At 57.4% G+C, this 26,002-nt stretch carries 21 protein-coding genes; all 21 read left to right on the top strand.

The features are described from left to right. Positions 1-72 precede the first annotated feature (72 nt). A complete protein-coding gene (locus RIN49_RS06780) occupies positions 73-1,674 on the top strand; it encodes an arylsulfatase (protein ID WP_309119400.1) in 1,602 nt (533 codons plus the stop codon). 24 nt (positions 1,675-1,698) lie between these two features. Further along, complete coding sequence (locus RIN49_RS06775; protein ID WP_309119399.1) at positions 1,699-2,994, top strand: ABC transporter substrate-binding protein; 1,296 nt, start codon at positions 1,699-1,701, stop codon at positions 2,992-2,994. A gap of 34 nt (positions 2,995-3,028) precedes the next feature. Beyond that, a complete protein-coding gene (locus tag RIN49_RS06770) occupies positions 3,029-3,955 on the top strand; it encodes a carbohydrate ABC transporter permease (RefSeq protein WP_309119398.1) in 927 nt (308 codons plus the stop codon). Next, positions 3,948-4,811, top strand: coding sequence for a carbohydrate ABC transporter permease (locus RIN49_RS06765; protein ID WP_309119397.1), 864 nt, complete (start codon positions 3,948-3,950; stop codon positions 4,809-4,811). The genes RIN49_RS06770 and RIN49_RS06765 overlap by 8 nt, the downstream gene beginning before the upstream one ends. Before the next feature lie 361 nt (positions 4,812-5,172). Then, complete coding sequence (locus tag RIN49_RS06760; RefSeq protein WP_309119396.1) at positions 5,173-6,021, top strand: MBL fold metallo-hydrolase; 849 nt, start codon at positions 5,173-5,175, stop codon at positions 6,019-6,021. After that, positions 6,018-6,641 carry a bis(5'-nucleosyl)-tetraphosphatase (symmetrical) YqeK gene (gene yqeK / locus RIN49_RS06755; protein ID WP_309119395.1) on the top strand — a complete coding sequence of 208 codons (624 nt, stop codon included), beginning with the start codon at positions 6,018-6,020 and terminating at the stop codon, positions 6,639-6,641. Before RIN49_RS06760 ends, yqeK begins: the two co-directional genes overlap by 4 nt. Before the next feature lie 157 nt (positions 6,642-6,798). After that, positions 6,799-8,028 (top strand): N-acetylglucosamine-6-phosphate deacetylase, encoded by a 1,230-nt coding sequence (gene nagA, locus RIN49_RS06750; protein WP_309119394.1) that lies wholly within the window; start codon positions 6,799-6,801, stop codon positions 8,026-8,028. A gap of 122 nt (positions 8,029-8,150) precedes the next feature. Beyond that, entirely contained in the window at positions 8,151-8,984 is an 834-nt protein-coding gene (locus RIN49_RS06745; protein ID WP_309119393.1) for a sugar phosphate isomerase/epimerase family protein, read from the top strand. 39 nt (positions 8,985-9,023) lie between these two features. Further along, a complete protein-coding gene (locus RIN49_RS06740) occupies positions 9,024-9,995 on the top strand; it encodes a Gfo/Idh/MocA family protein (protein WP_309119392.1) in 972 nt (323 codons plus the stop codon). Positions 9,996-10,014: 19 nt separating this feature from the next. Continuing rightward, positions 10,015-10,866 (top strand): sugar phosphate isomerase/epimerase family protein, encoded by an 852-nt coding sequence (locus RIN49_RS06735; RefSeq protein ID WP_309119391.1) that lies wholly within the window; start codon positions 10,015-10,017, stop codon positions 10,864-10,866. Positions 10,867-10,881: 15 nt separating this feature from the next. Beyond that, a complete protein-coding gene (locus tag RIN49_RS06730; RefSeq protein WP_309119390.1) occupies positions 10,882-11,886 on the top strand; it encodes a Gfo/Idh/MocA family protein in 1,005 nt (334 codons plus the stop codon). Further along, the gene (locus tag RIN49_RS06725; protein WP_309119389.1) at positions 11,883-12,866 is read left to right on the top strand and encodes a Gfo/Idh/MocA family protein; all 984 of its coding nucleotides are present in this window, start codon (positions 11,883-11,885) and stop codon (positions 12,864-12,866) included. The genes RIN49_RS06730 and RIN49_RS06725 overlap by 4 nt, the downstream gene beginning before the upstream one ends. A 40-nt stretch (positions 12,867-12,906) precedes the next feature. Further along, positions 12,907-14,178 carry an ABC transporter substrate-binding protein gene (locus RIN49_RS06720; RefSeq protein WP_309119388.1) on the top strand — a complete coding sequence of 424 codons (1,272 nt, stop codon included), beginning with the start codon at positions 12,907-12,909 and terminating at the stop codon, positions 14,176-14,178. Positions 14,179-14,249: 71 nt separating this feature from the next. Next, positions 14,250-15,149 carry a carbohydrate ABC transporter permease gene (locus RIN49_RS06715; protein ID WP_309119387.1) on the top strand — a complete coding sequence of 300 codons (900 nt, stop codon included), beginning with the start codon at positions 14,250-14,252 and terminating at the stop codon, positions 15,147-15,149. A gap of 17 nt (positions 15,150-15,166) precedes the next feature. Further along, complete coding sequence (locus tag RIN49_RS06710) at positions 15,167-15,994, top strand: carbohydrate ABC transporter permease (protein ID WP_309119386.1); 828 nt, start codon at positions 15,167-15,169, stop codon at positions 15,992-15,994. An 84-nt stretch (positions 15,995-16,078) separates the two neighbouring features. Further along, entirely contained in the window at positions 16,079-16,930 is an 852-nt protein-coding gene (locus RIN49_RS06705) for a MurR/RpiR family transcriptional regulator (RefSeq protein WP_309119385.1), read from the top strand. A gap of 54 nt (positions 16,931-16,984) precedes the next feature. Next, on the top strand, positions 16,985-18,226 hold the full coding sequence (locus tag RIN49_RS06700; RefSeq protein WP_309119384.1) for a Gfo/Idh/MocA family protein: 1,242 nt from the start codon (positions 16,985-16,987) through the stop codon (positions 18,224-18,226). A 51-nt stretch (positions 18,227-18,277) separates the two neighbouring features. Beyond that, positions 18,278-20,140, top strand: a complete 1,863-nt coding sequence (locus RIN49_RS06695; protein ID WP_309119383.1) for a sensor histidine kinase — start codon at positions 18,278-18,280, stop codon at positions 20,138-20,140. After that, positions 20,137-21,738 carry a response regulator transcription factor gene (locus RIN49_RS06690; protein ID WP_309119382.1) on the top strand — a complete coding sequence of 534 codons (1,602 nt, stop codon included), beginning with the start codon at positions 20,137-20,139 and terminating at the stop codon, positions 21,736-21,738. Before RIN49_RS06695 ends, RIN49_RS06690 begins: the two co-directional genes overlap by 4 nt. A 152-nt stretch (positions 21,739-21,890) precedes the next feature. Further along, the gene (locus RIN49_RS06685) at positions 21,891-24,839 is read left to right on the top strand and encodes a DUF5107 domain-containing protein (protein WP_309119381.1); all 2,949 of its coding nucleotides are present in this window, start codon (positions 21,891-21,893) and stop codon (positions 24,837-24,839) included. 212 nt (positions 24,840-25,051) lie between these two features. Then, positions 25,052-26,002, top strand: coding sequence for an ABC transporter permease (locus tag RIN49_RS06680; protein ID WP_309119380.1), 951 nt, complete (start codon positions 25,052-25,054; stop codon positions 26,000-26,002).

Below are 26,002 nucleotides of genomic sequence, written 5' to 3'. Positions count from 1 at the left end.
AAACCTCTATTTTTTTGGTCGCTATTATAAGTACGGTTTTGAAAAAAGTCGACGGTGGAGGATGGATTCAGGATGAGGAAAAGGCCGAACGTTGTACTGATCTTGAACGATGACATGGGTTTCTCGGATATCGGTTGTTACGGCGGAGAAGTCGATACGCCGAACTTGAATAAGCTGGCCGAGAACGGAGTGCGCTTTACCCAATTCTATAATACGGCGCGATGCAGTCCGACGCGAGCCTCCTTGTTGACCGGCTTGCACCCGCATCAAACCGGGATCGGCATTCTGGTGGACGACGACGGACCGGAAGGATACGCCGGCAATTTGAACGAACAATGCGTGACGATCGCGGAGGTGCTGAAGGAACACGATTATCGAACTTATATGAGCGGGAAGTGGCATGTCGCTACGGACATATTTCATGCGAGCGATACATGGCCCAAGCAGCGCGGATTCGACCGCTTCTACGGAATCATTAACGGGGCCGCGGACTATTTCGCTCCGGTAACGCTAACCCGAGACAACGAAAATATTGAACACGAAGCGCTGCAGAACAATGATTTCTATCTAACGGACGCGATCAGCGACGAAGCGGTAACGTTCATTAAGGAGCATGTGCAAGAGCATCCGGATCGGCCCTTTTTCCAATATGTCGCTTATACTGCTCCTCACTGGCCGCTTCACGCCCCGGTAGAGGATATCGCCAAGTACAAAGGACGGTTCGATAAAGGGTGGGATGTCCTCCGAGAGGAACGGCTGCAGCGAATGATCGACTTGGGGATCGTTCGCGAATCTTGGAAGCTGACGGAGCGCGATCCCGGGCAGCCGTCCTGGGAGGAAGCGGAAGAGAAGGAATGGCTGCTGCGCCGGATGGAGGTGTATGCCGCGCAGATCGACCGGATGGATCAAGGCATCGGCCGTATCGTTCGCGCGTTGGAAGAAACGGGCCAACTGGAGGATACCCTGATTCTGTTTCTTGCCGACAACGGCGGATGCGCGGAAGAGCTGGATGCGAAACTCGGGGAACACTTATTCCGCAAGAGAATCGTTAGGGAGAAGACGAAGCATGGCGAGCCTGTGATTTACGGCAATCTGAGCGCCCATGCTCCAGGTTCGGAAAGCACCTACCAGAGTTACGGCGTGGCTTGGGCCAATTTGTCCAACACTCCTTTCCGACTCTATAAGCATTGGGTTCATGAGGGAGGCATCTCCACGCCGCTCATCGCGCATTGGCCGAAGGTCATCCGAGACAAGGGGGGGATCCGACATACGCCGGGCCAATTAACGGACGTTATGGCGACCGTGTTGGAAGCGACGGGAGCCGTTTACCCGGAAACGTACCGCGGCCGAGCCGTTCTTCCGCTCGAAGGATCCAGCTTGGTTCCCGTATTCGGCCAAGACACGTTAGAGGGACCTCCTCTGTTCTGGGAGCATGAAGGCAACGGCGCCGTTCGGATCGGGAAGTGGAAGCTGGTCCGGAATTATCCCGGTCCTTGGGAGCTGTACGACATCGAATCGGATCGAACCGAAACCGAGGATGTGGCCGACCGGCATCCGGACATCGCGAAAGAATTAAGTCAACAATACGAAGCGTGGGCTCGACGCTGCGGCGTCATCCCGAGAGAGAACATCCTTGCGTTATACGAGGCCGCGGCCGATAGAAAAGAGGATTGAATAACGGCATAGGGAGGAAAAGACATGAAGATGAAGAGAACACGGATGTTTCTTATTTTGCTTTCCGCGATGCTTGGAGCCGTCTTATCCGCTTGCTCGGGGAGCGCCGGCTCCGGAGCCGGCTCGAATGCGAGCGAGTCCGTGACTTTGAATTTTTGGTTTCCGGGGGAGGGGAGCGCGAACGAGCAGTATTTCACGGATGCGGCCAAAGCGTTCGAAGCGGAGCACCCCAACATTAAAATCCGAACGACGATCTTGCCGCCGGGCGCGGGAGATATCGATACGAAACTCAATGCCGCCAAGCTCAGCGGGACGTACCCGGACGTATTTTCGGCTTATCTTATTTTCATGGGAACCCGAGGCGCGCTGGACGAATTTCTTCCGTTGGACGATCGGATCGGCGCGTGGGAGGATAAGGACGATATCAGCGAAAGCGCATTGGCGATGGGAAAATACAAAGGAAAAACCGTCGGTCTCGGCTATTTCGCCGCCCCTGAAATCCTGACGTACCGTAAAGACTATTTCCAAGAAGCGGGACTGGATCCCGAGAAGCCGCCGACCGACTGGGAGGAGCTGGCCGCCTATGCGGAACGGTTGACCGTCAGGGACGCGAGCGGCAAGATCGTGCGTGCGGGGCTCGACGTCCCGTTGAACAATGCGAGTTCTTTCTTCGAGCCGTTCATGCGTCAGAACCGGTCGCCGATTATCGACGAGGCGAAGGAGATTCCGGTTTTCGCGGATCAGCCGTCCGTCGAGGCGTTTCGATACTTGGCTGATTTATACAACAAAGTGGCGATTCCTTACAACTATGAAAAGAAGGACACCGCGCCATTCGTCAGCGGGAACGCGGCCATGTCGTTCCTGACGAACTCGGCCATCAGCAACTTGATCAAAAATCACCCGGAGCTGAAGGATCAACTCGGGTACGCCCCCGTCTTGAAACAGAAAGAGAAATACGCTTTTACCGGATACCGGTTGTTTACGATCGGCAAAACAAGCAAGCATCCGGAGGAGGCTTGGAAGTTTATCGAGTTCATGATGTCTAAGGAACAAATGTGGAAGCGATACGAGGCGCTGCAAATTCCGGTCGTCCGCAAGTCGTTGGAGCAGCAATTTATCGAAGATCATCCGGAAATCAATGCCGTCTTGGTGGAATATGTGGAATACGGCAAAGGAAAGCCGATCACGCCGTTCACCTCCACGTATAACAAGTACATTCACCAGGCCTATGAAGAAACGCTTACCGGCGCCAAGCGACCGGAACAAGCGTTGAAGGACGCTCAAGACGGACTCGTCAAAGAGCTGGAAACGATCAAATAAGAGGCAGAAGTTATCAGACGATGGGGGTGGCGTCATGGGGAATATCGCATTGGATCGCACAATAAATCTGAAAGCAGCCGTGAAGAAGCGAAGACGGAAGCTGAACTCGGAACCGGTCGGTTACGCGCTGATCCTGCCGTTTTACTTGTTTTTGGCCGTGTTCGTGCTGTTCCCGATCGCTTACAATCTCTATTTAAGCTTCACCAATTACAACTTGTCCGCAATCGAGTGGGTCGGTTGGAGCAATTACGCGGCGCTGCTACATGATCAGTTCTTCTTCATCTCTATGAAAAACACGCTTGTTTACACGGCGGTTACCTTAACGCTTACCGTCGCGTTGGGGTTGATCTTTGCCGTTCTTCTGAACTACAGACTGTATGGAACCAAGTGGATTCGGCTAAGCTTCTTCTCCCCCCATGTAACCTCCATGGTTGCGGTTTCCATGATATGGATGTGGATTTACGAACCTTCCCATGGGATCGCCAATTCGCTGCTGGAGGCGCTGGGGATCGCTGGGAAGCAGTGGTTATACGACGCGAAGTGGGCGTTGTCCGCCGTTATTTTCACAAGCGTCTGGAAATCCTTAGGGTACAACATTGTCATCTATGTAGCCGGGCTGCAGAGCATTCCGAGGCATCTTTACGAAGCGGCGGCAGTGGACGGTGCAGGCGGGCTCAGACAATTTTTCCATATTACGATCCCCCAGATCAAGCCCATTACTTTCTTCCTGATCGTTACCGGGTTAATCCATAACTTTAATGTTTTCGAACAGATCATGATTATGACCGACGGCGGACCGCTGAATTCGACGACGACCTTGGTGCATCAAATCTATATTCGCGCCTTCCAGCAGTTTCAAATCGGATACGCCGCTTCCTTATCCATGGTGATGCTGCTCGCGATCGGCCTCGTCACGGCAGCGAATTTCCGATTCGGAGGAAGGGGGAGTACGAATGCCTAGGAAACAGTTCATCGTCCCGGTTTCGTTGGCTATGCTGGCGTTATCCGTCGCGATGCTTCTCCCTTTTTTTCTGATGATCCTCACTTCATTGAAAACGATGGATGAAATCTTTTCGCCTCGATTCGTTTGGGTGCCGGAGCGGCTCGATTGGGCCAATTATGCAGAAGCGCTTCAACGCGGGGACTGGGGAACCTATGTATCCAATACGTTATACGTCACGATCGTCACGGTTTTCGTCAGCTTGCTCATTAATTCTTTCGCCGGTTATGCGTTCGCCAAATTGAATTTCAAGGGCAGGGACATCTTATTTCTTCTCTCTCTCATCGGTCTCATGATCCCGCCTCAAGTGACCATGATTCCCGTGTTTTTGGTTCTCAAGCATATCCCGTTGGCCGGGGGGAACGATCTGTGGGGGCAAGGAGGGCTAGGATGGATCGACTCTTACAATGGATTGATCGCCCCTTATGTCGCCGGTTCCTTCGGAGTATTTCTGTTCCGGCAGTTTTTCTTGCAAATTCCGCAAGAGTTGGACGATGCGGCAAAGCTCGACGGTATGGGCAGAGTCAAGGCGTTCTTTCACCTTTATGTTCCCTTGAGCAAACCCGTCTTCGCCACGCTGGTCGCCTTGAAAGCTACGGCTTCCTGGAACGAATATACATGGCCGCTCATTATCACCAATTCGGACGAGATGAAGACCGTGCAGCTTGCGCTCAGCATGTTCCGGGACGAAAATCAAGTGCAATGGGATTTATTGATGGCGAGCACGACGATGCTCGTCATCCCGCTTTTGATTCTTTTCGCGTTTACGCAGAAATATTTTATCGAAGGAATCGTCGCTTCGGGGGTCAAGGGATGAGCGACGCATGGAGTGTGGAGAAGGGGACGAAGCGCGGCTGTTCTTGTTCCGCTTCCAGGTCGTTATTCGCGGCGGCCGGTTGTCCGCGCTGTCCGAGGAGATGTAAACAGGAAGAAGACCGGCCGCGGGCCGGTCTTTTTTCAGTGCGATGTGGTAAAATTACCCTTGTCGGGATCGTGTTAACGCCTAGGGGCCATACATCCCCCGAATCAATGGATGGACGTACTTATCGAATTGGGATAAGTTCTTAAAGGAGTACGAAGATCGCGGTGTAACGGTAGTAATGGAAGCGGTTAATAGGCAATCGTAAGGAAGAGGGAACAAGGTTTAGAAGAATCTCTTGATACAGGGGTGTGCAACGATGATCCAATATACCGACGAGCAGATTACGATATTTCAAAGCGCCTTGTTTCAGACAACCTCTACGGTTATCCATGTAGGCGGAGTCGTCATCATCGTAGATCCGACATGGCTGCCCGGTGAAATCCGAGAGATCCAGGCTCATGTCGAGGCGATTCGGGGAGAGAAAGAATGTTATCTATTGTTCACGCACGGCGATTTCGATCACATTCTCGGTTACAACGCTTTCCCCGGGGCAACGACGATTGGAAGCTTGGAAATGAGAAACCATCCCAAAAAGGAGCATAAGGTCAACCTCATCCATGAATTCGACGCTACCTATTACATTGCTCGGAACTATGAAGTCGAGTTTCCCGATATCGATATTGTCATTGAGCAGGACGCCCAACGGCTTGCGATCGGATCTACGACTTTAACATTTTATAAAGCCCCGGGGCATACATTCGACGGGTTATTCACGGTTGTCGATTCGCTGGGTTTGTTTTTGGCAGGGGATTATTTATCCGACTTCGAACTCCCGTTTATTCATGACAGCGCGTTCGCGTATGAACGAACATTGAACAAAGCAGCGACGATCATGAACGATCATGACGTTAAGATGCTAGTCCCTGGACATGGCCGGTATACCGTTAATCGTTCAGAGATGGCCGGCAGAATAACGATGGCTTCCGATTATTTAACGCGGTTAAGAACAGCGATCATCGATAAAGATGAACCTGCGATTCAACGATTAGAACAGGAATTTGCATTTCTGTCGCCGTCGACTGTAGAAAGTCACAAGGAAAACGTAAGGATGATGCGGAGCGAGCTGGACGCAGTGCAAGATGCCTCGTCGGGTGCTAGAGCATGAGCGGAACTAATGCTTATCAACGGTTTATTGGCGGGATCGAGTTTTCAGGGGATGTAAGAGAAGACGTCCAGGCGCTTTTCGAAGCTCATCATGACCAAGAAACCCTTGATCATACATTACACGTCGCGAACGAAGCCGTTCGAATCGCTCGGCGGTTCGGCGTCGATGAGACGCTCGCTTCGGAAGCGGCGCTACTTCATGACGTTAGCAATGTCGTTCCGATCCAGTGGATGTTGAGTGTCGTCGAAACTCGATCCATCGATATTTTAGAAGAAGAAATCCGTTTCCCGAGAATTATCCATCAGAAGCTTTCGAAGGATATGGCGAAGGAAATCTTTGGGTGTACGAATCTGTCCATACTAAACGCCATTGAGTGCCATACGACCCTAAAGGCAGGGGCAAGTCAATTGGATAAAGTGTTATTTGCCGCCGATAAAGTTTCATGGAATCTACCGGGCGCACATCCATATCAGCAAACGATGAGAAATAAACTAGAGGCTTTCGATCTGGATGGGGCGGTATTGGTTTACTTAAACCATGTCTGGGAACAAAGGGACAAGCTTAAGGTAGTGCACTCATGGCTTATGGAAGCGAGACAGGAATTGCTTAGCGCATTATAAAAGCCCGCTTATGGGCTTTTTTTTATGCCATCGTCGCAGCGGAAAAGGAAAAAAATATCCAAAAATCAATATAAAATATAGAAATAAACATGACATCGTGGTATGATCTACCATAATCTTATTGTCTTCAAACTGTGAGGCCGAGAGGAGAAGTCATATGGCAGACCATTCCGCGTTATGGGTCAACGCCGAAATTTACACGCCGAGTACCCGAATCGTCAACGGAAGAATGCTTGTCGGCCCCGGCGGCCGCATCGAGGCCGTCGGCGGAGCGGAGATTGATGGAAGAGAAGGGACCGAGATTAAGGATGCAGGCGGAAAACGGATCGTGCCGGGATTCGTGGACGTCCATGTACACGGAGGCGGCGGCTTCAACGGGATGGATGGAAAAGCTTCGCTGGCGGGAATGAGCAAGTATCACGCAAGCCGCGGAACGACCTCATTTTTGGCGACGACCGTCGCCGCCGACTGCATGACGACTGTCAGTACGCTGGACCAATGGCGGGAATCCGCCGAGGAGGGCGCTCTCGGCCGAGAGGGCGCGAATATGATCGGGATTCATCTCGAGGGGCCGTTTTTGAATCCGGTGCGGGGCGGCGCACAGAATCCTACATCCTTGCGGAAACCCGACCTGGAAGAGATGGATCGCTACCTGGAGGCCGCGGGCCGTTGGATTCGGATGGTCACGATTGCGCCGGAGCTGGAGGGGGCGGAACGGGTGATCCGCCGTCTGGCGCAGCGAAATGTAACCGTATCCGCGGGACATACCGATGCGACGTACGAACAGATGCAGGAAGCGGCGAGACTCGGAGTCACGCACGTCACGCATCATTTCAACGGTATGAGTCCCTTGAAATCAAGAGAGCCCGGCGTCACCGGAGCCGGGCTGCGGATGCCCGAGCTGACGATCGAGCTGATCGCGGACGGATATCACATTCATCCGGAGATGATCGCGTTGGCGTTCGACGCCAAGCCGACCGATCGCATCGTACTTGTTACGGACGCCATGCTTTGCGCGGGCTGTCCCGACGGCTTGTACGAGACGGAGGGGATCCGGATCCGTATGAGCGGAGGCAAGGTCACGCTGTCCGACGGCTCTTCGCTGGCCGGCAGCGGCCTGGATATGCTGCAGGCGTTCCGCAATGCGATCGCCTTCACCGGCCTCCCGATCGAACGAATTCTACCGACGCTCACCAGCGTGCCGGCTAGGCAAGCCGGCGTCGCCGATCGCAAAGGCCGGTTGGCGGCCGGTATGGATGCCGACTTTCTACTGCTCGACGCCGGATGGAAACTGCTTAGCACCTATGTCGGGGGACGCGAAGTTTTTCGTAGGATAGGATCCATAGAGGAGGCATCCGGGAGGAAAAATGGGCGATTCACGCCTTAAATAGTCGGAATATTCGACAAAAAGGAAAAAATGTTCAGAATGTAAAAATAAGTATGGAATAATACCTGACACGATGTTAAGATTTGGTTAACGCAAAACAAATGCGCGGGAGGCTGAGAAACGTGTTGAAAGGGATTAATCAATGGTGTTTTCCCGACGGAACGCCGATCGAGACGGTGTTGGAGCACAGCGGCAAAGCGGGATACGACGCGATCGAGTTGAATTTGCAGCAGCCGGGAAATCCGGGCATTACGATGGAATCCACGACGCAGGAGCTGGAAGCGCTCGGCCGTCTCGCCCGTTCCCATGGGCTAGCGTTAAAGAGCATCTCTTGCGGCTTAATGGGGGGGAGCTCCTTATCTTCGCCGGACGAGGAAACGCGGGAACGGGGGCGTCGCATCGTAACGAGACAGCTAGAGGTCGCCGGACTGCTCGGAATGGAAACCGCCTTGCTCGTCCCCGCGTTCGTCAACGACAAGGGCGAACCGTACGACGAAGCGTACAAGCGCAGTCAGGACGAGATCTCAAAGCTCATCCCCGTCGCGGAACGGAACGGCGTCGACATCGGCGTCGAGAACGTATGGAACAAATTTCTGTACTCGCCGCTCGAGATGGCAAGGTACATCGACGAACTCGGCTCGCCGGTCGTCGGCGCGTACTTCGACGTAGGAAATATTATAAATTTCGGCTACCCGGAGCAATCGATCCGGATTCTCGGCTCCCGAATTAAAAAAATTCATGTAAAAGACTTCCGACGCTCGGTTGGAACGGCCTACGGCGTAGTCACGCTATTGTCCGGCGACGTCAACTGGATCGCGGTTCGCGAAGCGCTGCAGGCGATCGGCTACGACGGTCCGTTGACGGCGGAGCTGTCCGCTTACCCTTATGCGCCTTACCAGCTCGTCTACGATACGGCTCGGCACCTGGATGTTATCATTCACGGCGGAGTGCGGTAGGCCGATACGCCGTCTACACACATAAGGAGGTTTGCGCGTATGACACTGCGAATCGGATTCGTCGGGGTCGGCGGCATGGCCGAAACCCATCTGAAGCATATGAGAGATAACGCGAATACCCGGATCGTCTCCGTCTGCGACGTCGTGGAGGAGCGCGCCGCGAAAGCCGCCGGCGCGTATGACGCGAAGCCGTACGTGGATTACAAGAAGATGCTGGAAGCGGAGCCGCTTGACGCGCTGTTCATCTGCGTGCCCCCCTTCGCTCATGCGGACATCGAGGAGAACGCGGCTTCCCGCGGAATCCATTTATTCGTAGAGAAGCCCGTCGGGCTCGACGTGCGCGAGGCGCGCGCGAAGGCGGAAGCGATCCGCCGCGCAGGCGTCGTCACCTCTTCGGGGTATGCGCTTCGTTACATCGGCACGGTGGAGAAGGCGAAGGCGTATTTGGAAGGCAAGACGATCGGCATGGTCCGGGCGCATTACATGTCCGGCTTCGTAGAAACGCCGTGGTGGCGAGTCATGGCGAAGTCCGGCGGCCAGCTCGTGGAGCAGGCGACGCACGTCGCCGATTTCATGCGTTATTTCGCGGGGGACGCATCCGCGGTATACGCCAACATGGCGACCCGCCACCTCGGGGTGAAGCCGGACTTGGACATCCCCGACGTGACGACGGTCGCGCTGCGGTTTGAGTCCGGAGCGATCGGACATCTGGACACGTGCTGCATTCAGCCGGACCACCGTTTCGGGATTGAAATCCAAGGACATGATTTCCGCGTCGTGTACGAAGGGACAAAGCTGACGATCGTAGAGCGGGGCAATACGGAGACGTTCGAGAACGATGTCGCCGACATCTTTAAGGCGCAGGACGATGCGTTCATTCAAGCGATCTTGGCGAACGACCCGGGATTGGTCCGGTCGAGTTACGCGGACGCGTTGAAATCGCTAGAGTTGACCGTCGCGGCCAATGCGTCGGCTTCGACGGGCCGGGCCGTTTCGCCGGCGGAATTGTAGAACGGGAGGGATGGCGGCCGTGACGAAAATCGTAGGATTGACGCTGCCCTATCACGACCAACCCTTCGAGCGCGCGCTCGAAGGGTTGGTCGCGGCCGGATACCGTTACGTCGCATTCGGCACCGCGCACGCGGGAGATCCCGTGCCGACCGAGGAAGACCCGGCGGAATCGGCAAGAGTGCGGGCGCTGTTCCGGAGCTTCGGACTCAAGCCCGAAGTGCTGTTCGCTCACTCTCAGTTCCACCCGGACTTGCCTTCCGGACGCGCGGTGCGCATGCTAGAGCTCGCGAGCGAGCTGGAAATCCCCGAGGTGAATACGTTGGGGTTTTGGGGCTACCGCACTTTTCCTGACATCCCCTTGCCGCCGGACGAATACGAAGCGTTGAACGACCGGTTCGTCGCGCGTTACCAAGCGCTTGCGCGCGATGCGGAGCGTCTGGGCGTCCGCATCACCCTGAAGCCGCATACCGGGAATACCGCCACGGGGCCGATCCTGCTCGATACGCTGAAGCGCATCGGGTCGCCGTTCGTCAAAGCGTGTTACGATCCGGGCAACGTGGGGTACTACGCAGGCGTCGACCCCGAGACGGATTTGCCATCCGTCGCGGATGAAGTCGTTTCCTTCGTCGCCAAGGAGCAGGGCCGCCGCGGGCTTCGCAGCTATGATTTCTCCGTTCCCGGAGAGGGAGACTACGACTTCCCCGGCATGTTCGGGCTGTTGCGAGCGCGCGGCTTCGACGGGCCGGTCATCGTCGAGAAGCTGGACCGCGACGGCAAGCCGATCCCGCCGGAAGAAACCGATCGTCGGGCCGAACGGGCAAGGCATAATTTGGAACGGCTGCTGATCGAAGCGGGCTTTACCGTGGAATAGCCGGGAGGTGCGAGCATGCTGAAGGTGGCCGTTATCGGAACGGGCACGATGGGAGCCGAACACGCGACCGCATGGCGGAACGTCAAGCGGGCGAAGGTTACGGCCGTTCTAGGAAGAAGCAAGGTCAAAGCCGTAGCGTTGGCGAACGCATGCGGCGCGGCGGCCTACGATTCATTCGAAACGATGGTCGAGTCTTCCGAGTTCGACGCGGTGGACGTCTGCCTGCCTACGCATCTGCATCGCGAGTTCGCGGAGAAAGCCGCCGACGCCGGGAAGCATGTCCTCTGCGAGAAACCGATCGCCCTCGATCCGGAGGAGGCGAGCGCGATGATCGCGCGCTGCCGGGAGCGCGGCGTTCGTTTGCTGATCGGCCACGATCTCAGGTTTTGTCCGGAGTACGTGCAGGCGAGGGAGCTCGTTTTATCGGGAAAGCTGGGCAAGGTCGGGACGATTCGGATGTCGCGCCGGTCCCGGTTTCCCGAAGGCGCGGACGGTTGGTACCTCGACCCCGCGAAGAGCGGCGGCGTCATTACGGATCTGCTGATTCACGACATCGACTGGCTTCGGTGGACGTTCGGCGAAGCGGAGCGGGTAACCGCGCTGCGCGCCGGCGGTTCGGGGGACGCGCCGCTCGATTACGCCCTGATCGCGGTTCGCATGCGCAGCGGCGCGATCGCCCACCTCGAGGGATCTTGGGCGCACACGGAATTCGCCAGCTCGTTCGAGCTGTCCGGCACCGGAGGGATGCTGGTCGAGCATATGGCGGATAGCGCGCCGCTTCGGGTATATGCACGTTCGGGCCCCGGCGTGCCGCAGCCCGTCGCCGTTCCGGACATGTGCCTTAGCCGGAACAGCTATGAGCTGGAACTCGCGCATATGACGGATTGTCTGCTTGACGGAACGGAACCGATCGTGTCGGCGCGCGATGCTGCGAAGGCGCTCGAGATCGCCCGGGCGGCCGTCGAATCGGCCCGGACGGGCCGTCCGGTTACGCTCGCTCTAGAGGGGGACCATCGATGAGGGCGGGAATTCTGAGCTTCGCGCACATGCATGCGCACTCCTATGCGGCGCAGCTTCGGCGGCATCCGGACGCGGAGCTCGCCGCCGTCTGGGACGCGGACGAGACGCGAGGGCGCGAGGCGGCTGCGACGTACGGCGCCGAATACGTCGCCGACTTGTCCGCGTTTCTATCGCTGCCGATCGAAGCGGTAATCGTCTGCTCCGAGACCGCGAAGCACAAAGAGCACGTCGTGGCCGTCGCGCGGGCCAAAAAACATGTCTTGTGCGAGAAGCCGATCGCGACGACGACCGCCGACGCCGAAGAGATGATTCGCGCGTGTCGGGAGGAGGGCGTTACTCTCCGAATCGCTTTCCCCGTCCGGCATGCGACGGCGGCGCGCATCGCGAGGGAACGGATCCAAGCCGGGGAACTCGGACGCGTGCTCGCCGTTCGTTCGTCGAATCGGGGCAAGCGGCCCGGGGGATGGTTCGAGGATCCGGCGTTGTCGGGGGGCGGCGCGGCCGCGGACCACACCGTGCACCTGACCGACGCGATCCGGTGGATGCTTGGGGATGAAGTCCGCCGGGTATTCGCCGAGCTCGAGACGAGCTTTCGCGACCAAGGGGCGGTCGAGGATTGCGGGGTCGCGCTGCTGGAGATGCGATCGGGGACGATCGTTTCGATCGATCCGAGCTGGTCGATGCCCGACGCGTATCCGATCTGGGGCGACTTGACGATGGAGATCGTCGGAGAACGGGGGACGATCACGCTGGACCTGTTCAGACAGTCGTCCCGCTGGTATGCCGCGGGAAGCGCGAATACGACGCTTCTCCCTTGGATGGACGATCTGAACGAGGGGCTGATCCGCGAGTTCGTGGAAGGCGTAAGAGACGGCCGTCCTCCGGAGATCGCCGGGGAAGACGGCCTCCGCACGCTGGAAGTCGTCGAAGCGTGTTACCTATCGCGGAAGGCCGGACACTTCATTGAACTGACAAAATAGATTCGCGAAGCATCGACCAATTTCGAAAGGTGGGTTTCAGATGAATCAACGGTATCGGTTTCGAGGGGTAACGGCGGCGATGGCGGTATTCGCGATCGGACTTGCGGCATGCGGCGGGAACGGAGGCTCCGGGACCGATGGGGAGAAGGTGGAACTGAGCTGGTGGGTGGCGGACCCGAATCAAGTGGACGTCATGAAGCAAGCGGCGGAGGCGTTCACGGCCAAGCATCCGAACATTACGGTCGACGTACAGACGCAGGAAGGCGATTATTACGCCAAGCTGCAGACGACATTCACAGCGGGGAACGGACCCGATCTCACCTGGATCGATGGACCTAGCTTCCAGAAGTTCCAAAGCAAGGGCTTCCTGCTGGACGTTACGGAGCTTGCGGAGCGCGACGGCTTCAGCTTCGACCCATTCGTTCAACCGATTGTAGAATTATATAAAGCTGGCGATAAGCACTACGGCATTCCGAAGGACATGGACAGCATCGGTTTGTTCTATAACAAAGCCATGTTCGACGCCGCCGGACTCGAATATCCTACGGGCGATTGGACGTGGGACGATCTCCGCGACGCCGCGAAGAAGCTGACGATCGTCGAAGGCGGCGAGACGAAGCAGTGGGGCATCGCGCTGCCGGACAACGCGTACACCGTCCACTTTCCGTTCATGGTGCAGAACGGCGCCACGATCATGAACGAAGACAAGAAGTCGGTAAACCTCGGCTCGCCGGAAGCGGTCGAAGCGATCGAGTTCATTCAAAGCATGATTCACGACGATAAGGTGTCGCCGGACGGCAAGTATTTGTTGGAAAACGATCCGGCCCAACTGTTCCAATCGGGCAAGGTCGCCATGATTTACGACGGCTCGTGGATGGTGCGCGGTTATTACGACGCCCTGAAGGAGAACGTCGACGTGTCCCCGCTGCCTCAAGGCAAGCGGAAGGCGTTCACGATCCATGGCGTCGGCTGGGTGGCGAATGCGAAGACGAAGCATCCCGACGAGGTATGGGAGCTGATGAAGTTCCTGGGCTCCGAACAATTCGGCAACATGCAAGCGGAAACCGGGCTCGTCATTCCCGCTTACGCCGCCGCCCAAGCGAAATGGACGGAAGCGGCGCCGATGCGCCTCAAGGAATATGCGGAATTCACCCAATACGGCATCCCGTATCCGACCTCGTTCTCGACGGAATGGGAGCAGCCGATGTACAACCACTTCGCGGACATCTGGATCGGCGAAGAGTCGGTGGCGGAAGGCTTGGCGGCCATGGAGGAGGAAGCGAACGAAATCTTGGCGACGCTCGGTCAATAAACCGTCGGCGCAACGAAGCGCCTTCCCGCTCGGATCGGGCGGGACGTATTTGCCGGAGGGGGGCTCGAATCATGCGGCGTTGGCTTCGCAGTCAGGCGTTATGGGGATATGTATTTATCGGGCCGGCGGTACTGGGGTTGCTGGCGTTCGTCGTCCTGCCGGTGCTGTTCTCGCTCGTACTGAGCTTCACGAATTGGGACGGCTCCGCTTCGATTTCCTTCGTCGGTCTCGATAACTTCGCGAGATTGTTCCAAGACGAAGTCTATTTGAAGGCGATGCGAACGACGGGCATCTACGCGCTCATCGCGGTGCCGCTGACCGTCGCGGCGTCGATCCTCGTCGCCGCGCTGCTCGACCGACGCATGGCGGGCCGCAACGCGTACCGGACGATCTTCTTTATTCCTTCGATCACGATGCCGATCGCGATCGCGGTCGTCTGGAAGTGGCTTTATAATTCTTCCACCGGCCTGATTAACTTCATGCTCGGGCTCGTCGGCATCGACGGCCCGTCCTGGCTGACCGATCCGAACGTCATCCTATGGAGCGTCATCATTATCTCCGTCTGGGCGGGCATCGGCTCCAATATGGTCATTCTGCTCGCAGGGCTGCAAGGGATCCCGGAATCGTATTACGAGGCCGCGCGGATCGACGGGGCGTCGTCGGTCGGACGGTTTTTGAATATCACGGTTCCGATGCTGACGCCGACGATCTTCTTCGTGACCGTCACGAGCTTCATCTCTTCCTTCCAGGTGTTCGACCTCGTGTACATTTTCGCTTCGAGCTCCAGCAGCGGCGGAGGCGGCGTGCTGCTCGAGGCGACGAGAACGGCGGTCTATTCCATCTACCAGAACGGATTCCAATTCTTCAAGATCGGGTACGCGTCGGCGCAAGCATGGGTGCTCTTCCTCGTCATCCTGCTCATTACGCTCGTTCAGCTCCGTCTGCAGAAACGATGGGTGCACTACGAATGAGAAGGGAGAATTCAAGCATGCGGTCGATCGCCTCCAAGACGGTCCTACATACGGTCTTGCTGCTCTGCGCGGCGTTCATGTTCTTGCCCTTCTTCTGGATGATCACGACGTCCGTGAAGACGTACGCGGATTCGGTGCAAATTCCGCCCGTCTGGTTTCCGACGCAGTTCGACTTCGGTTGGTACGTCGAAGTGTTCGAACGCGTGCAATTCGGGACGTATTTGAAAAATACGGTCATCATGACGCTCGGGCGCGTCTTGCCGCAGGTGCTTGTGTGCGCCATGGCGGGCTACGGCTTCGCGAGGCTGAAATTTCCCGGTCGCGACGTTCTCTTCGTCATCGTGCTTGCGCTCCTGATGGTCCCGGGACAGGTCGTGTTGATTCCGCAATATTTCGAGGTCGTGAAGCTGGGATGGATCGACACGTTCGCGGGACTGATCGTACCGCAAATTTTTTCCGCGTACGGGGTGTTTTTGTTGCGGCAGTTTTTCCTGACGCTGCCCGCGGAGCTGGAGGAGGCCGCCAAGATCGACGGCGCGCACTACGGCACGATTTTCTTCCGCGTTCTGCTGCCGCTCACGACGCCGGCGATCGCTACGATGGCGTTCTTCGGAATCTTGTGGAGCTGGAACGACTTTCTGTGGCCGCTCGTCGTCGTGAACAGCGAGAGCATGAAGGTGTTGTCCGTCGGCATGAGCGCGCTGCAAGGCAATACGCGGGGCGGTCTCGAGTATCCGCTCATCATGGCGGGCGCGGTGCTGTGTACAGTCCCGTTGATCGTGTTCTTCGTCGCCTTGCAGAACTATATCGTCAAGGGTATCGCGTTCAGCGGAATCAAGGGATAAGATAAAGGGAAACCCGAGGGTCATTACGAAACGCTTCGTGCAAGCGTTGAAAGAGAAGGTCGATGCATGAGAAAGAATGGAAAAATGCCTAACCAAACAGATACGTTATTGATGATCAAGGTCATCTATCCGTCGCTTACGAAAACCGAGAAGAAGGTCGCCGACCTCATTCTTCAACATTCGGATTCGGCCATGATGGCGACGATCACGAATTTGGCGGAGCAAGCCGGCGTCGGCGAGACGACGATTCTGCGTTTCTGCCGTAAGTTGGGGTTTAAGGGGTATCAGGATTTCAAACTGTCGATCGCGATCGATTTAGTAAATCTGCCGACGCATATTAACGACGAAATCGACGAGGACGACGATTACCAGATGGTCGCCCGCAAGACGACGGCGAACAACGAACGGATGGTGCAGGACACGCTGGGCACGATCAACATGATCGAATTGAAGAAGGCGGTCAAGACGTTGATCGGCGCGAGGAAAATATACGTGTACGGCCTTGTTTCTTCGGGTACGACGGCGCAAGACGTCTATTACCGCCTGATGCGCATCGGGATGAACGCGGAAGCGCAGCGCGACGCCCATATTATCGCGATGACGGCGGCGCTCGCCGGCGAGCAGGACGTCGTGTTCGGCATCTCGACGTCCGGCGGCACGGTCGATATGGTCGAGGCGTTCCGCCGGGCGAAGAAGAACGGCGCGACGACGATCGCGCTGACCGGTAACGGGGAATCCGCGCTCGCGGCCGTCTCGGACATTACGCTGCTCGTCCCATCGAAGGAGATGCCGCTGCAGGGCGGATCGTTCAGCACGAAGATCGCGCAGATGAATTTGTTGGACGTCTTGCTGACGCTAGTAACTATGGAATTGAAAGACACTGCGTACGACTCTATCAAGCTTACTGCGAAAGCCGTCGTCGACCGCATGGTATGAATGTTAATCCATAACGTGAGCGGAACGGGATGATGCGGGAGGGAGTGGAAACGAATGATTGAAGCGGCATTGCTTGGCGCCGGCGGGAGAGGCATGTTCGCGTACGGGGAATATGCGCGGATGCGGCCGAACGAAATCCGGTTCGTCGCGGTGGCGGAGCCGGACGAGGAGCGAAGAACGCGCTTCGCGGAGCTCCACGGCATTCCCGAGGAACGCCGGTTCGAAACTTGGGAGCGGCTGTTGGCTCGGCCGAAGCTGTGTCGGGCGCTGCTCGTATGCACGCAGGACAACGATCATTACGAGCCCACGATGAGGGCGCTCGAACGAGGGTACGACATTTTGCTCGAGAAGCCGATGTCGACGGACCCTTCTGAATCGCTAGCCATCGCGCGCCGCGCGGAGGAGCTTGGGCGGGTCTTGACCGTATGTCACCCGATGCGGTATTCGCCCTATTTCAAGGAAGTGAAACGGGTCGTCGACAGCGGCGCGATCGGCCGCGTCATGACCGTGCAGTGGACGGAGAACGTCGGCTACTGGCATCAAGCGCACAGCTTCGTCCGCGGGAACTGGCGCAACGCGGGGCTGTCGAGCCCCATGATATTGCAGAAGAGCTGCCATGATATGGATATGCTGCAGTGGCTGGTCGGCGCCGAGTGCGTGGCCGTCTCCTCGTTCGGAAGCCTCTCGTATTTTCACGAGGGCAACGCGCCGGAAGGCTCCGCGGCGCGCTGCACGGACGGCTGCGCGGTCGAGAGATCCTGCCCTTTCTCGGCGATCAAGTGGTATTGCAACGAGAAGACGGATTTCGTTCAGCGCGCCGCCTCGATCTCGAACAAACTCGAGGACCGGTGGGAAGCGATACGGACCGGCCCCTACGGTCGATGCGTCTATCGGTGCGATAACGACGTTGTCGATCATCAGGTCGTGAACCTGCGCTTCGAAGGGGACGTAACGGTCTCGTTCACCATGACCGGCTTTACGGAAGAAAACGCGCGCACGTTCAAAATCATGGGAACCGAAGGCCAAATCCGCGGCAACGAAGACCTCAACGAAATCGAAGTCAAACGGTTCGGCGGCGCGAAACGGATGTATTATCCGGAACAGGTGGAAGGCGGTCACAACGGGGCGGACACGATGCTGATGAGCGAATTCGTGTCGCAGTTGGAAAGAGGCGCTCCGGCATCGCTCACGTCGGGGATCGTCTCCGCGAAGAGCCATCTGATCGCCTTCGCCGCGGAAGCTTCGCGACGCTCCGGACGAACGATCGACATGAAGGAATATATCGAATCGCTGTAACGTTTCCGTTTCGCTAAGGAAGCGGGCGTCGGGCCGAAGGGTGGGAGCGCGTTGACGCCGTTGGTGACGCTGGTAGACCTAATGAAAAGATCGATTCAATGGAGGTTGACGTTCTATTTCCTGCTCATCTTGACGCCGATTATCGCGGTAAGCCTCTACGCCCTCGATCGATCGGAGCAGATCGTGCGGGATCAAGTCGATGTCCGGACGAGGGAAGCCATGCTGTCTTCGCTGGATCAGATCGACATGTTCATGAATAACGTCGACCAATTAACCGTTCATATTTCAGGCAATCAGGAGATGAACAGGCTGCTGGCGGACCAAAACAGTCCGACGAAGACGATCTTGAACGCCGTAACGCTGAAACGGCAAATCGTGAACATCGCGTTCATGAGCAAGCAGGTGGAGGACGTCTGGATGATCGTGGATCCGCTCGGGACGTTGATCTCTCCGACGACGGGAGGACGCCCGTTCCATTACGCGGATCTGGATTGGTACCAAGCGACGATCGCCGCGCAAGGCGGCGTCGTCCTCACTTTACCGTCCCAGGACGCGCCCCAGACTCATCCCCAGCAGTCGTATATGTACGGGGATCCTACCTTCGACCCCGCGCACAACTCAGGGCTGTTGACGATGACCCGGAAGATGGGGCTCGGCATCCATGGGACCGCCGAATCGCGCAGCGTCGTCGGGGTGTCCGTCTCCAAGAAGACGCTGCTCGAATTCGGCAATCGATTGTTGTTTACCGACGATTCTCACATCTTTCTCGTATCCCCGCTAGGTGAACTCATCGCTTCCACATTATCCGAACCGGCATCCGTCCCTTGGAGGGAGTGGGTCGGACGGAACGTATCCGGCAGGAGGGTGCCGTATTCCTCCGATCCGATGTATGTGACGAGCGTCTCGTCCCAGTCGTCCGGCTGGTCCATGATCCTCATCCAGCCGGAGCGTCTCATTAAACACGAGCCGGCCCAGCTCCAGCGATTCACCGTCGTCATGATCGCGATTAGTCTTCTACTTGCCTGCGGCGTCTCGCTGATCGTCTACTCCGGCATCGCGTCTCCGATGCGCAGCCTGTTGAACGGCATGCGGCAATGGAAGTCCGGCAAACGGCAGGTACAACTGCCGAACCGTCGGACGGACGAGTTCGGACTATTGACCGAAGAATTCAACCGAATGGTCGAGCTGGAAGAGCGGTACATTCGGGAAAGCTACGAGCACTTGTTGCAGAAGACGGAGACGGAACTGAAATTTTTGCAATCGCAAATCAACCCCCATTTTCTATACAATACGCTGGATTCGATTTACTGGGAGACGAAAAATTACGAAGCGGGAGCCAGCAGCGAGATGGTGTTGTGTCTAAGCAAGTTTTTCCGCCTTAGCCTCATGAAGGGCAGACAAGCGTTCACGATGCAGGAGACGTTGGAGCACTTGAAGTATTACATCCGAATCCAGCAGCTTCGTTTCGGCGATTCGATCTCGTTCGAGCAACGGATTTCTCCGGAGAGCGCCGGGTTATTCGTATTAAAGCTCATTCTTCAGCCCCTCGTCGAGAACGCGATCGTCCACGGTCTCGAGAAGAAGCCTGGAGGCGGGACGCTAACGATCTCGTCCGACGTCGAAGAGGACGCTCTCGTCATTCGCGTGGAAGATACCGGGAACGGAATCCCGGAGGAACGGCTTCGCTACATAAGGGAGGAGTTGGACAAGGTGACGGGGCAGTCTTTGCGCTCGTTCAACCAGCCGAGGGGCGAATTGTTCGGACTCGTGAACGTCCAGACGCGATTGAAGCTGTATTACGGCGAAGGGAGCGGCGTCGTCGTCGAAAGCGAGGAAGGGCGGGGTACGCGCAGCGTCGTTCGTATTCCGGTCGAGCTGTGCAGGATGGAAGGCCGAGGAGGGGGAGTCGCTTGAACCTGTTTCTTGCCGAGGACGAACCGAGACTTCTTTACAGCACTGCCTATTCCATTCCATGGGAGGAGTACGGAATCGACGTCGTCGGGACCGCGACGAACGGAATCGACGCGTTAGCGATGATCGAGCGGTTGGAGCCGGACATTCTCCTGCTCGATATCCAGATGCCCGGCATGAACGGTTTGTCCGTCGCGCGGGAGGCGCTGTCGCGAGGGTCGCGAATGAAAGTGATCATCTTGAGCGGTCACGACGATTTCGCGTATGCGAAGGGGGCGCTGGAGCTGGGCGCCGTCCGGTATTTATTGAAGCCAGCGGGCGAAGACGAAATCGTCGAGGCGGTTCGGGAAACGGCGGAGCGGATCCGCAAGGAGCGGGAGGCGGAAGTCGATTTTTTGGCGTTGCGGCGGAGGTGGGAGGAGCATCTGCCGCTGCTTCGGACGATGTTCTTCAGCCGATGGATCCATGGGGATTATTCGGAGGAAGAACTCGATCGGCAGGCGGGGCGGTTGGTATTGAACCTGCCGACGGATCGGCTGTATGCGTTGGCGGCGTTCGAGTTGGATCCGACCGACGAGCCGGCGACGGAGGACGCTTCGTTCGAATCGTTCGCGCTGCAGAGCATCGCGGAGGACTTCTTCAGTACAAAGGGGGTCCTTGTCTTTCAGGATGCGGAGCAGCGCGTCGCCGCTTTGTATATAGGCAAGGAGGACGAGACTGCGGACGAGTTCGCGTTCCGCGCGAACGACGGCGCGTCGAAGCTGCTCGCGCTGGCCGAAGACGCGCTCAAGCGAACCGCCAGCGCCGGCGTCTCTTCGCTCGGCGGTCGAGGAGACGCTCCGACGCTGTACCGCCAGGCGATCCGCGCGCTGCTCGAGCGGACCTGGTTGGGCAGCAACCTGGTGATCCCGTTCGCGGATCGAGGGGAAGACGGCTTGCCGGCGCCAGCGACCCCCGAATTCGAACGCGAGCTCGAGACGGCGCTTGGCATGGGGGCCGCGGACCGTGCCGCGGAGTTGATCGCCGAACGATTCGACCCTCGCGGCGAAGGGGTTCGGTCTCTCGAATATTTTCAGGAACAGGCGATCTATCTCTACAGCTTGTTGATCCGCGCGATTCACAAGAACGGTTGGTCGGTGAGAGAGACGGCGGGCGAAGAATTCGGCGAATTCATGGTGCCGGAGGCATTGAAAAATCCTGTTCTTGCGGTGCATTGGCTGCAGCGGGCGGCCCGGCGCATCGTACATTACGGTGGACTGCAGCGCAGCACGATGATGCATCGGCTCATCAGCCGACTGCTGGCGATGATCGAAGAAGACTTAAGTCTCGACATTACGCTGCACACCGCCGCGGAAAGACTGTACTTGGCCCCGGCCTATTTAAGCCGTCTGTTCAAGAAAGAAACCGGCGTCGCATTCTCCGCATACTTAATCGATCGGAAGATGACCAAAGCTCGCGATCTCCTGATGGACGGCGCCAAAGTATACGAAGCCGCCGCAGCAGTCGGCTATCGCGACGTCAGCCATTTCACGAAGATGTTCCGCAGGTTCTGGGGCACGACGCCGGGCGAGCTCGGACGAACGGGGAAGGGCGCGTCGTAAGAAGTACGGGAGGCGCAGACAGGTAATGAAACCCTATAGCAAAGTCATCGGACTCCGGTACTTCCGGAGTCGTCTTCTTTTTATACTGAGAAATAAGCGATCGAACATCGTTTCGGCGCATTTCGATAATTTCGGGGGGGGGGGGGAAGCGGATGACGACGGAACACGGCGATCGAACGGCGGCCTATCGGGACAGTATCACCCTACCAACGTACCCGGTGCGATCCGCGAACATCAACCCTATCATCCGGGAATACCGGCGCGAGAAGCCATATCCGTACAAGCTGTACGACGATTTGGACGACAGTCCGACGTCCGCGGCGTACGAAGCGCTCGCGATCGAGAACGAGTACCTGAAGGTCATGGCGCTTCCGGCGTTGGGAGGCAAGCTATATTCCGCCTTCGACAAGAGGAACGGGCAAGAGGTGTTTTACCGCAACAACGTCGTGAAGCCGCAGTTGGTCGGCTTGACGGGGGCATGGACGTCCGGAGGCGTCGAATTCAACTTCCCGACGGGGCATCGCCCGACCGCGATGGAGGTCATCGACACGGAGCTCAGAACCAACGACGACGGCTCCGCTTCGATCATTCTCGGGGAAATCGACAAAGTCAGCGAGCTGCGGTTTTCGGTTGAGCTTCGGTTATACCCGGGAAAGGCGTATATCGAACAGACGGTCCGCATCCATAACCCGACGCCGCTGCCGCAACGGTTTTTCTTCTGGAACACGGCTTCGTATCCGGAGACGGACGAACTCGAGTGCCGTTATCCGTCCAAGTGGAAGATCGACGAGGGGAGCCGGGAACGCACCCCCTGGCCGATGGACGGGAACGTCGACGTGCGTTGGGCGAGCCAAATCCGGAAGTTTTCCTCCATATTCGCATCGCTGACGGACGAGGATTTCTTCGGCGTATACGACAGTCTCCGAAAGCGCGGTACGGTTCATGTGGCGGACCACCGCGAGGTTCCCGGCAAAAAATATTGGGCGTGGGGGCGAGCGGGGCTCGGCATGCGCTGGCAGCGGCTGTTGACGGACGAGGACGGCCCATACATTGAACATCAGGCGGGGGACGTAGAGACGCAAAACGAATACCGGTTCCTGCGGCCGTACCAGACGAACGAATGGAAGGAATATTGGTTCCAAGCGGTGGAGACCGGGCCGTTCACGTATGCTTCCAAGGAACTCGTGGCAGCGACCCGATTTCGACGCGGAGCGGGCGACGCGCTGCATCTGGATTTGACGTTGTCCGCGAACGAGCCGATGGCGGGAGCGGCCGTCGCGATCGTGCACGACGGGACGGAAGTATTCCGCGCCGAAGGGGATTGGACGCCCGCGAACAATGTGTACGCCGAGGCGGAGCTGCATTATCGCTGTTTGTCGGAAGGCGCCCTGCGTTTGGTCGTGACGGTCGGCGGCGAAACCGTCGTCGATCATCTCGTGAATCGATCGTTGTCGGCGATGGACCATGCCGAAGCGCCCGCGGCGGTGCCGTGGAAGGACGTCGTCGCAACGCCGGCGTTCCGGATCGCCGAGGCGGAGCAGCGAAACCACTTTATGGAAGCGCTTCGATTGTATGACGAGCTGCTGCGCGACAACCCGGCATATGTGGAGGCATACGTAGGCAAGGCGGTCGTTCAACTAAAGATGCTGCTTCCGGACGATGCCGAAACCACCTTGGCCGAAGCGCTCCGGTTGACGCCTTTCTCTCAAGAAATCCCATATTATTTCGGACTCGTGCGAATGCTGCAAGGGAGGAAGAAAGAGGCGAGGACGTTCCTGCTGCGGGTGAACGACACGTCGGCGTTGGCGGCCGCTTCGAATATTCTTCTAGGCAAGTTGGCGATGCAAGACGGGGAGTATGCCAAAGCGCTTCAGTATTTAGAGAAAGCGACCAAACGACCGGCCGACGCCGACACGGCGGACGTCCTGTCGGCGGTGTGCCTGCGCAAGCTGGGAAGAATGGAGCGAGCCGGCGAGCTTCTCGGCTCGATCTTGTCGAAGGACCCGCTCAACCATGCGGCGGCGGTGGAATTGGACATAACGTCAGGAACGCTCCGCGCGAAGTCGCTGGTTCGCGGGGACGAGTTTTTCGCGCTCTCGCTTGCGGCTTTCTACGACCAGATCGGGGACAGGGAAGCGCAGCTCGCCGTACTGGCGAACTATACGGATCGCCGAAATCCGCTCGTGCTGTACCAGCTCGGTTGGCTGCACGCGGAGGCGGGGGATCTCGAGGAAGCGGAGCGGTCGTTCCGCGAAGCTGAGGAGGCGCCGCTGAATTGGGTGTTCCCGAGCCTGCCGTCGACGCTCCGCGCGTTGGAGCGCGCCATCGAACATAGCGGCGGCCATGCGGTACGAGCGCGGTATTACCGCGGATTAATCTTGAACGCGAAGGATCGCTTCGGGGAAGCGGAGGCCGAGTGGACCCGATGCGTGCGCGAAGGGATGGACTATTCGGTCGTATACTTGAACCTCGGCACGCTGCTGCTTCGCCGTGGCGATGCCGAAGGGGCGACGGCCGTGCTGGAGGACGGACTTCGCCGCCCGCCGGCCAATCAAGAGATCGCCGTCACGCTGAACTCGATTTATAAACGGGAGGGTCGGATCGACAAGCGGCTCGCTTTACTCGGCGATACCGTCGATGCGAGCCGTCTCAGCCAGTTGTTCGCGCGCATGACGATCGGCATCTGGAACGATGCCGGCAAGTATCGGGAAGCGATGCAGCTGCTCGCGAGCTACCGATTTCGCAGCTGGGAGAACGAATATTTTCCGGACTTGTCGCTTGCGAAGCTGTACCGAACGACGCGCATGGGGCTTGCCCGCGAAGCGATGCGGGAGGAGCGCTGGGACGACGCCGTCCGCGAATTAAGTCAGGTGTCCGTGTACCCGGACAATACGGGGCTCGGCGTCGTATGGAATCAGACGTTCGCGGAAGAGCGATTTATGATCGGCGTCTGTCTCGAGAAGAAAGGCGATTTCGCCGGCGCGCTGCGACGGTACGACGAGGTCGCCGGCGAAGCGCTCGACGCTGCGTCGCCGGAATACGAGTATTACGTGAAATCAATGCATCGGAAGGTCGAGCTGGAGTGGCTCGGATTCCAGTAAGACATGCAATCGCTTCCATTACATAGGGTAAGATTTGTGGTATATATCATTACATATAATTGGGTGTGAAAACCTTTTCAAATCCGAGATGTCATCGAAGTCGTATGTGTAGTCATCAAAACCTACTACTACCGTCATATACTCTGTCCTATAATTTACATTAAAGAGGTTTAATCGCTCCGATCTATAAGAGAAGGTGGGGATGCCGTGTCATGATCGCGACCCGAGTGGATGGACGGGCGATGCGCAGAAGAGAAGCGGGCAAGACGCTGCTCGCTCGGATCTGGAGATTTCGGTTCATGTATTTATTGCTGCTGCCCGGATTCGTGTACTTCATCGTCTACAAATACCTACCGATGTTTGGATTGGTCGTCGCGTTCCAGGATTATAGCGCGTTCCGCGGATTTTTCCGGAGCGAATGGGTCGGACTCGCTAACTTCAAGCTCATCTTCGAGGGCTCCGACCTTGGCAGGGTGCTGTTCAACACGCTGTATCTAAACTTCATGCAGCTGGGCCTCGCGTTCCCGGCCGGCATCGTGCTAGCGCTGCTGCTGAACGAGGTGCGGCACGAATTTTTCAAGAAAACGGTCCAAACGGTGGTCTACCTGCCGCATTTCGTCTCTTGGATCGTCGTCGTCGGTCTCGTGTTCACGCTGCTGAGCAGCGACGGCATCGTGAATTCGTTCCTGGCGCTTGTCGGGTTACCGAAGATCAACTTCTTGACGTCGGACGCGTGGTTCATGCCGCTCATCGTACTCGAGAATATATGGAAGGAATCCGGGTGGAGCTCGATTCTGTTCCTGGCTGCCATCGCGGGAATCAATCCGAACTTGTACGAAGCGGCGGCGATGGACGGCGCCAAGCGATGGCAGAAAATATGGTACATTACGTTGCCCGGCATTCGGGGCACGATCGTCATTTTGCTTATTTTGCAGCTCGGCAACATTTTGAATACCGGCATCGAGCAAATTTTCCTCATGGTCAGCGCATTGACGCGGGACGTCGGCACGACGCTGGATCTGTATGTGTTTCAGAAAGGGATCGAGAAAGCGGACTACAGCTTCGCCACCGCCTTCGGTTTATTCAAGAGCCTCGTCGGTCTCGTTCTGATTTTGGCGGCGAATCGTCTCGCCAAACGGTTCGGAGAAGACGGAGTGTTCTAA

Origin of the sequence: Paenibacillus sp., from assembly GCF_031177825.1 — a bacterium.
In the GTDB taxonomy this organism is placed as follows: domain Bacteria; phylum Bacillota; class Bacilli; order Paenibacillales; family YIM-B00363; genus Paenibacillus_AE.
Note: the sequence above shows the minus strand (reverse complement) of the source record. Positions and strands in the feature narration are given on the sequence as shown.

What these genes read in the sequence shown, in the direction of transcription:
- RIN49_RS06780 (WP_309119400.1), top strand. Translation starts at nt 73, where the DNA reads ATGAGGAAAAGGCCGAACGTTGTACTGATCTTGAACGATGACATGGGT.
- RIN49_RS06775 (WP_309119399.1), top strand. Translation starts at nt 1,699, where the DNA reads ATGAAGATGAAGAGAACACGGATGTTTCTTATTTTGCTTTCCGCGATG.
- RIN49_RS06770 (WP_309119398.1), top strand. Translation starts at nt 3,029, where the DNA reads ATGGGGAATATCGCATTGGATCGCACAATAAATCTGAAAGCAGCCGTG.
- RIN49_RS06765 (WP_309119397.1), top strand. Translation starts at nt 3,948, where the DNA reads ATGCCTAGGAAACAGTTCATCGTCCCGGTTTCGTTGGCTATGCTGGCG.
- RIN49_RS06760 (WP_309119396.1), top strand. Translation starts at nt 5,173, where the DNA reads ATGATCCAATATACCGACGAGCAGATTACGATATTTCAAAGCGCCTTG.
- yqeK (WP_309119395.1), top strand. Translation starts at nt 6,018, where the DNA reads ATGAGCGGAACTAATGCTTATCAACGGTTTATTGGCGGGATCGAGTTT.
- nagA (WP_309119394.1), top strand. Translation starts at nt 6,799, where the DNA reads ATGGCAGACCATTCCGCGTTATGGGTCAACGCCGAAATTTACACGCCG.
- RIN49_RS06740 (WP_309119392.1), top strand. Translation starts at nt 9,024, where the DNA reads ATGACACTGCGAATCGGATTCGTCGGGGTCGGCGGCATGGCCGAAACC.
- RIN49_RS06730 (WP_309119390.1), top strand. Translation starts at nt 10,882, where the DNA reads ATGCTGAAGGTGGCCGTTATCGGAACGGGCACGATGGGAGCCGAACAC.
- RIN49_RS06725 (WP_309119389.1), top strand. Translation starts at nt 11,883, where the DNA reads ATGAGGGCGGGAATTCTGAGCTTCGCGCACATGCATGCGCACTCCTAT.
- RIN49_RS06720 (WP_309119388.1), top strand. Translation starts at nt 12,907, where the DNA reads ATGAATCAACGGTATCGGTTTCGAGGGGTAACGGCGGCGATGGCGGTA.
- RIN49_RS06715 (WP_309119387.1), top strand. Translation starts at nt 14,250, where the DNA reads ATGCGGCGTTGGCTTCGCAGTCAGGCGTTATGGGGATATGTATTTATC.
- RIN49_RS06710 (WP_309119386.1), top strand. Translation starts at nt 15,167, where the DNA reads ATGCGGTCGATCGCCTCCAAGACGGTCCTACATACGGTCTTGCTGCTC.
- RIN49_RS06705 (WP_309119385.1), top strand. Translation starts at nt 16,079, where the DNA reads ATGCCTAACCAAACAGATACGTTATTGATGATCAAGGTCATCTATCCG.
- RIN49_RS06700 (WP_309119384.1), top strand. Translation starts at nt 16,985, where the DNA reads ATGATTGAAGCGGCATTGCTTGGCGCCGGCGGGAGAGGCATGTTCGCG.
- RIN49_RS06685 (WP_309119381.1), top strand. Translation starts at nt 21,891, where the DNA reads ATGACGACGGAACACGGCGATCGAACGGCGGCCTATCGGGACAGTATC.
- RIN49_RS06680 (WP_309119380.1), top strand. Translation starts at nt 25,052, where the DNA reads ATGATCGCGACCCGAGTGGATGGACGGGCGATGCGCAGAAGAGAAGCG.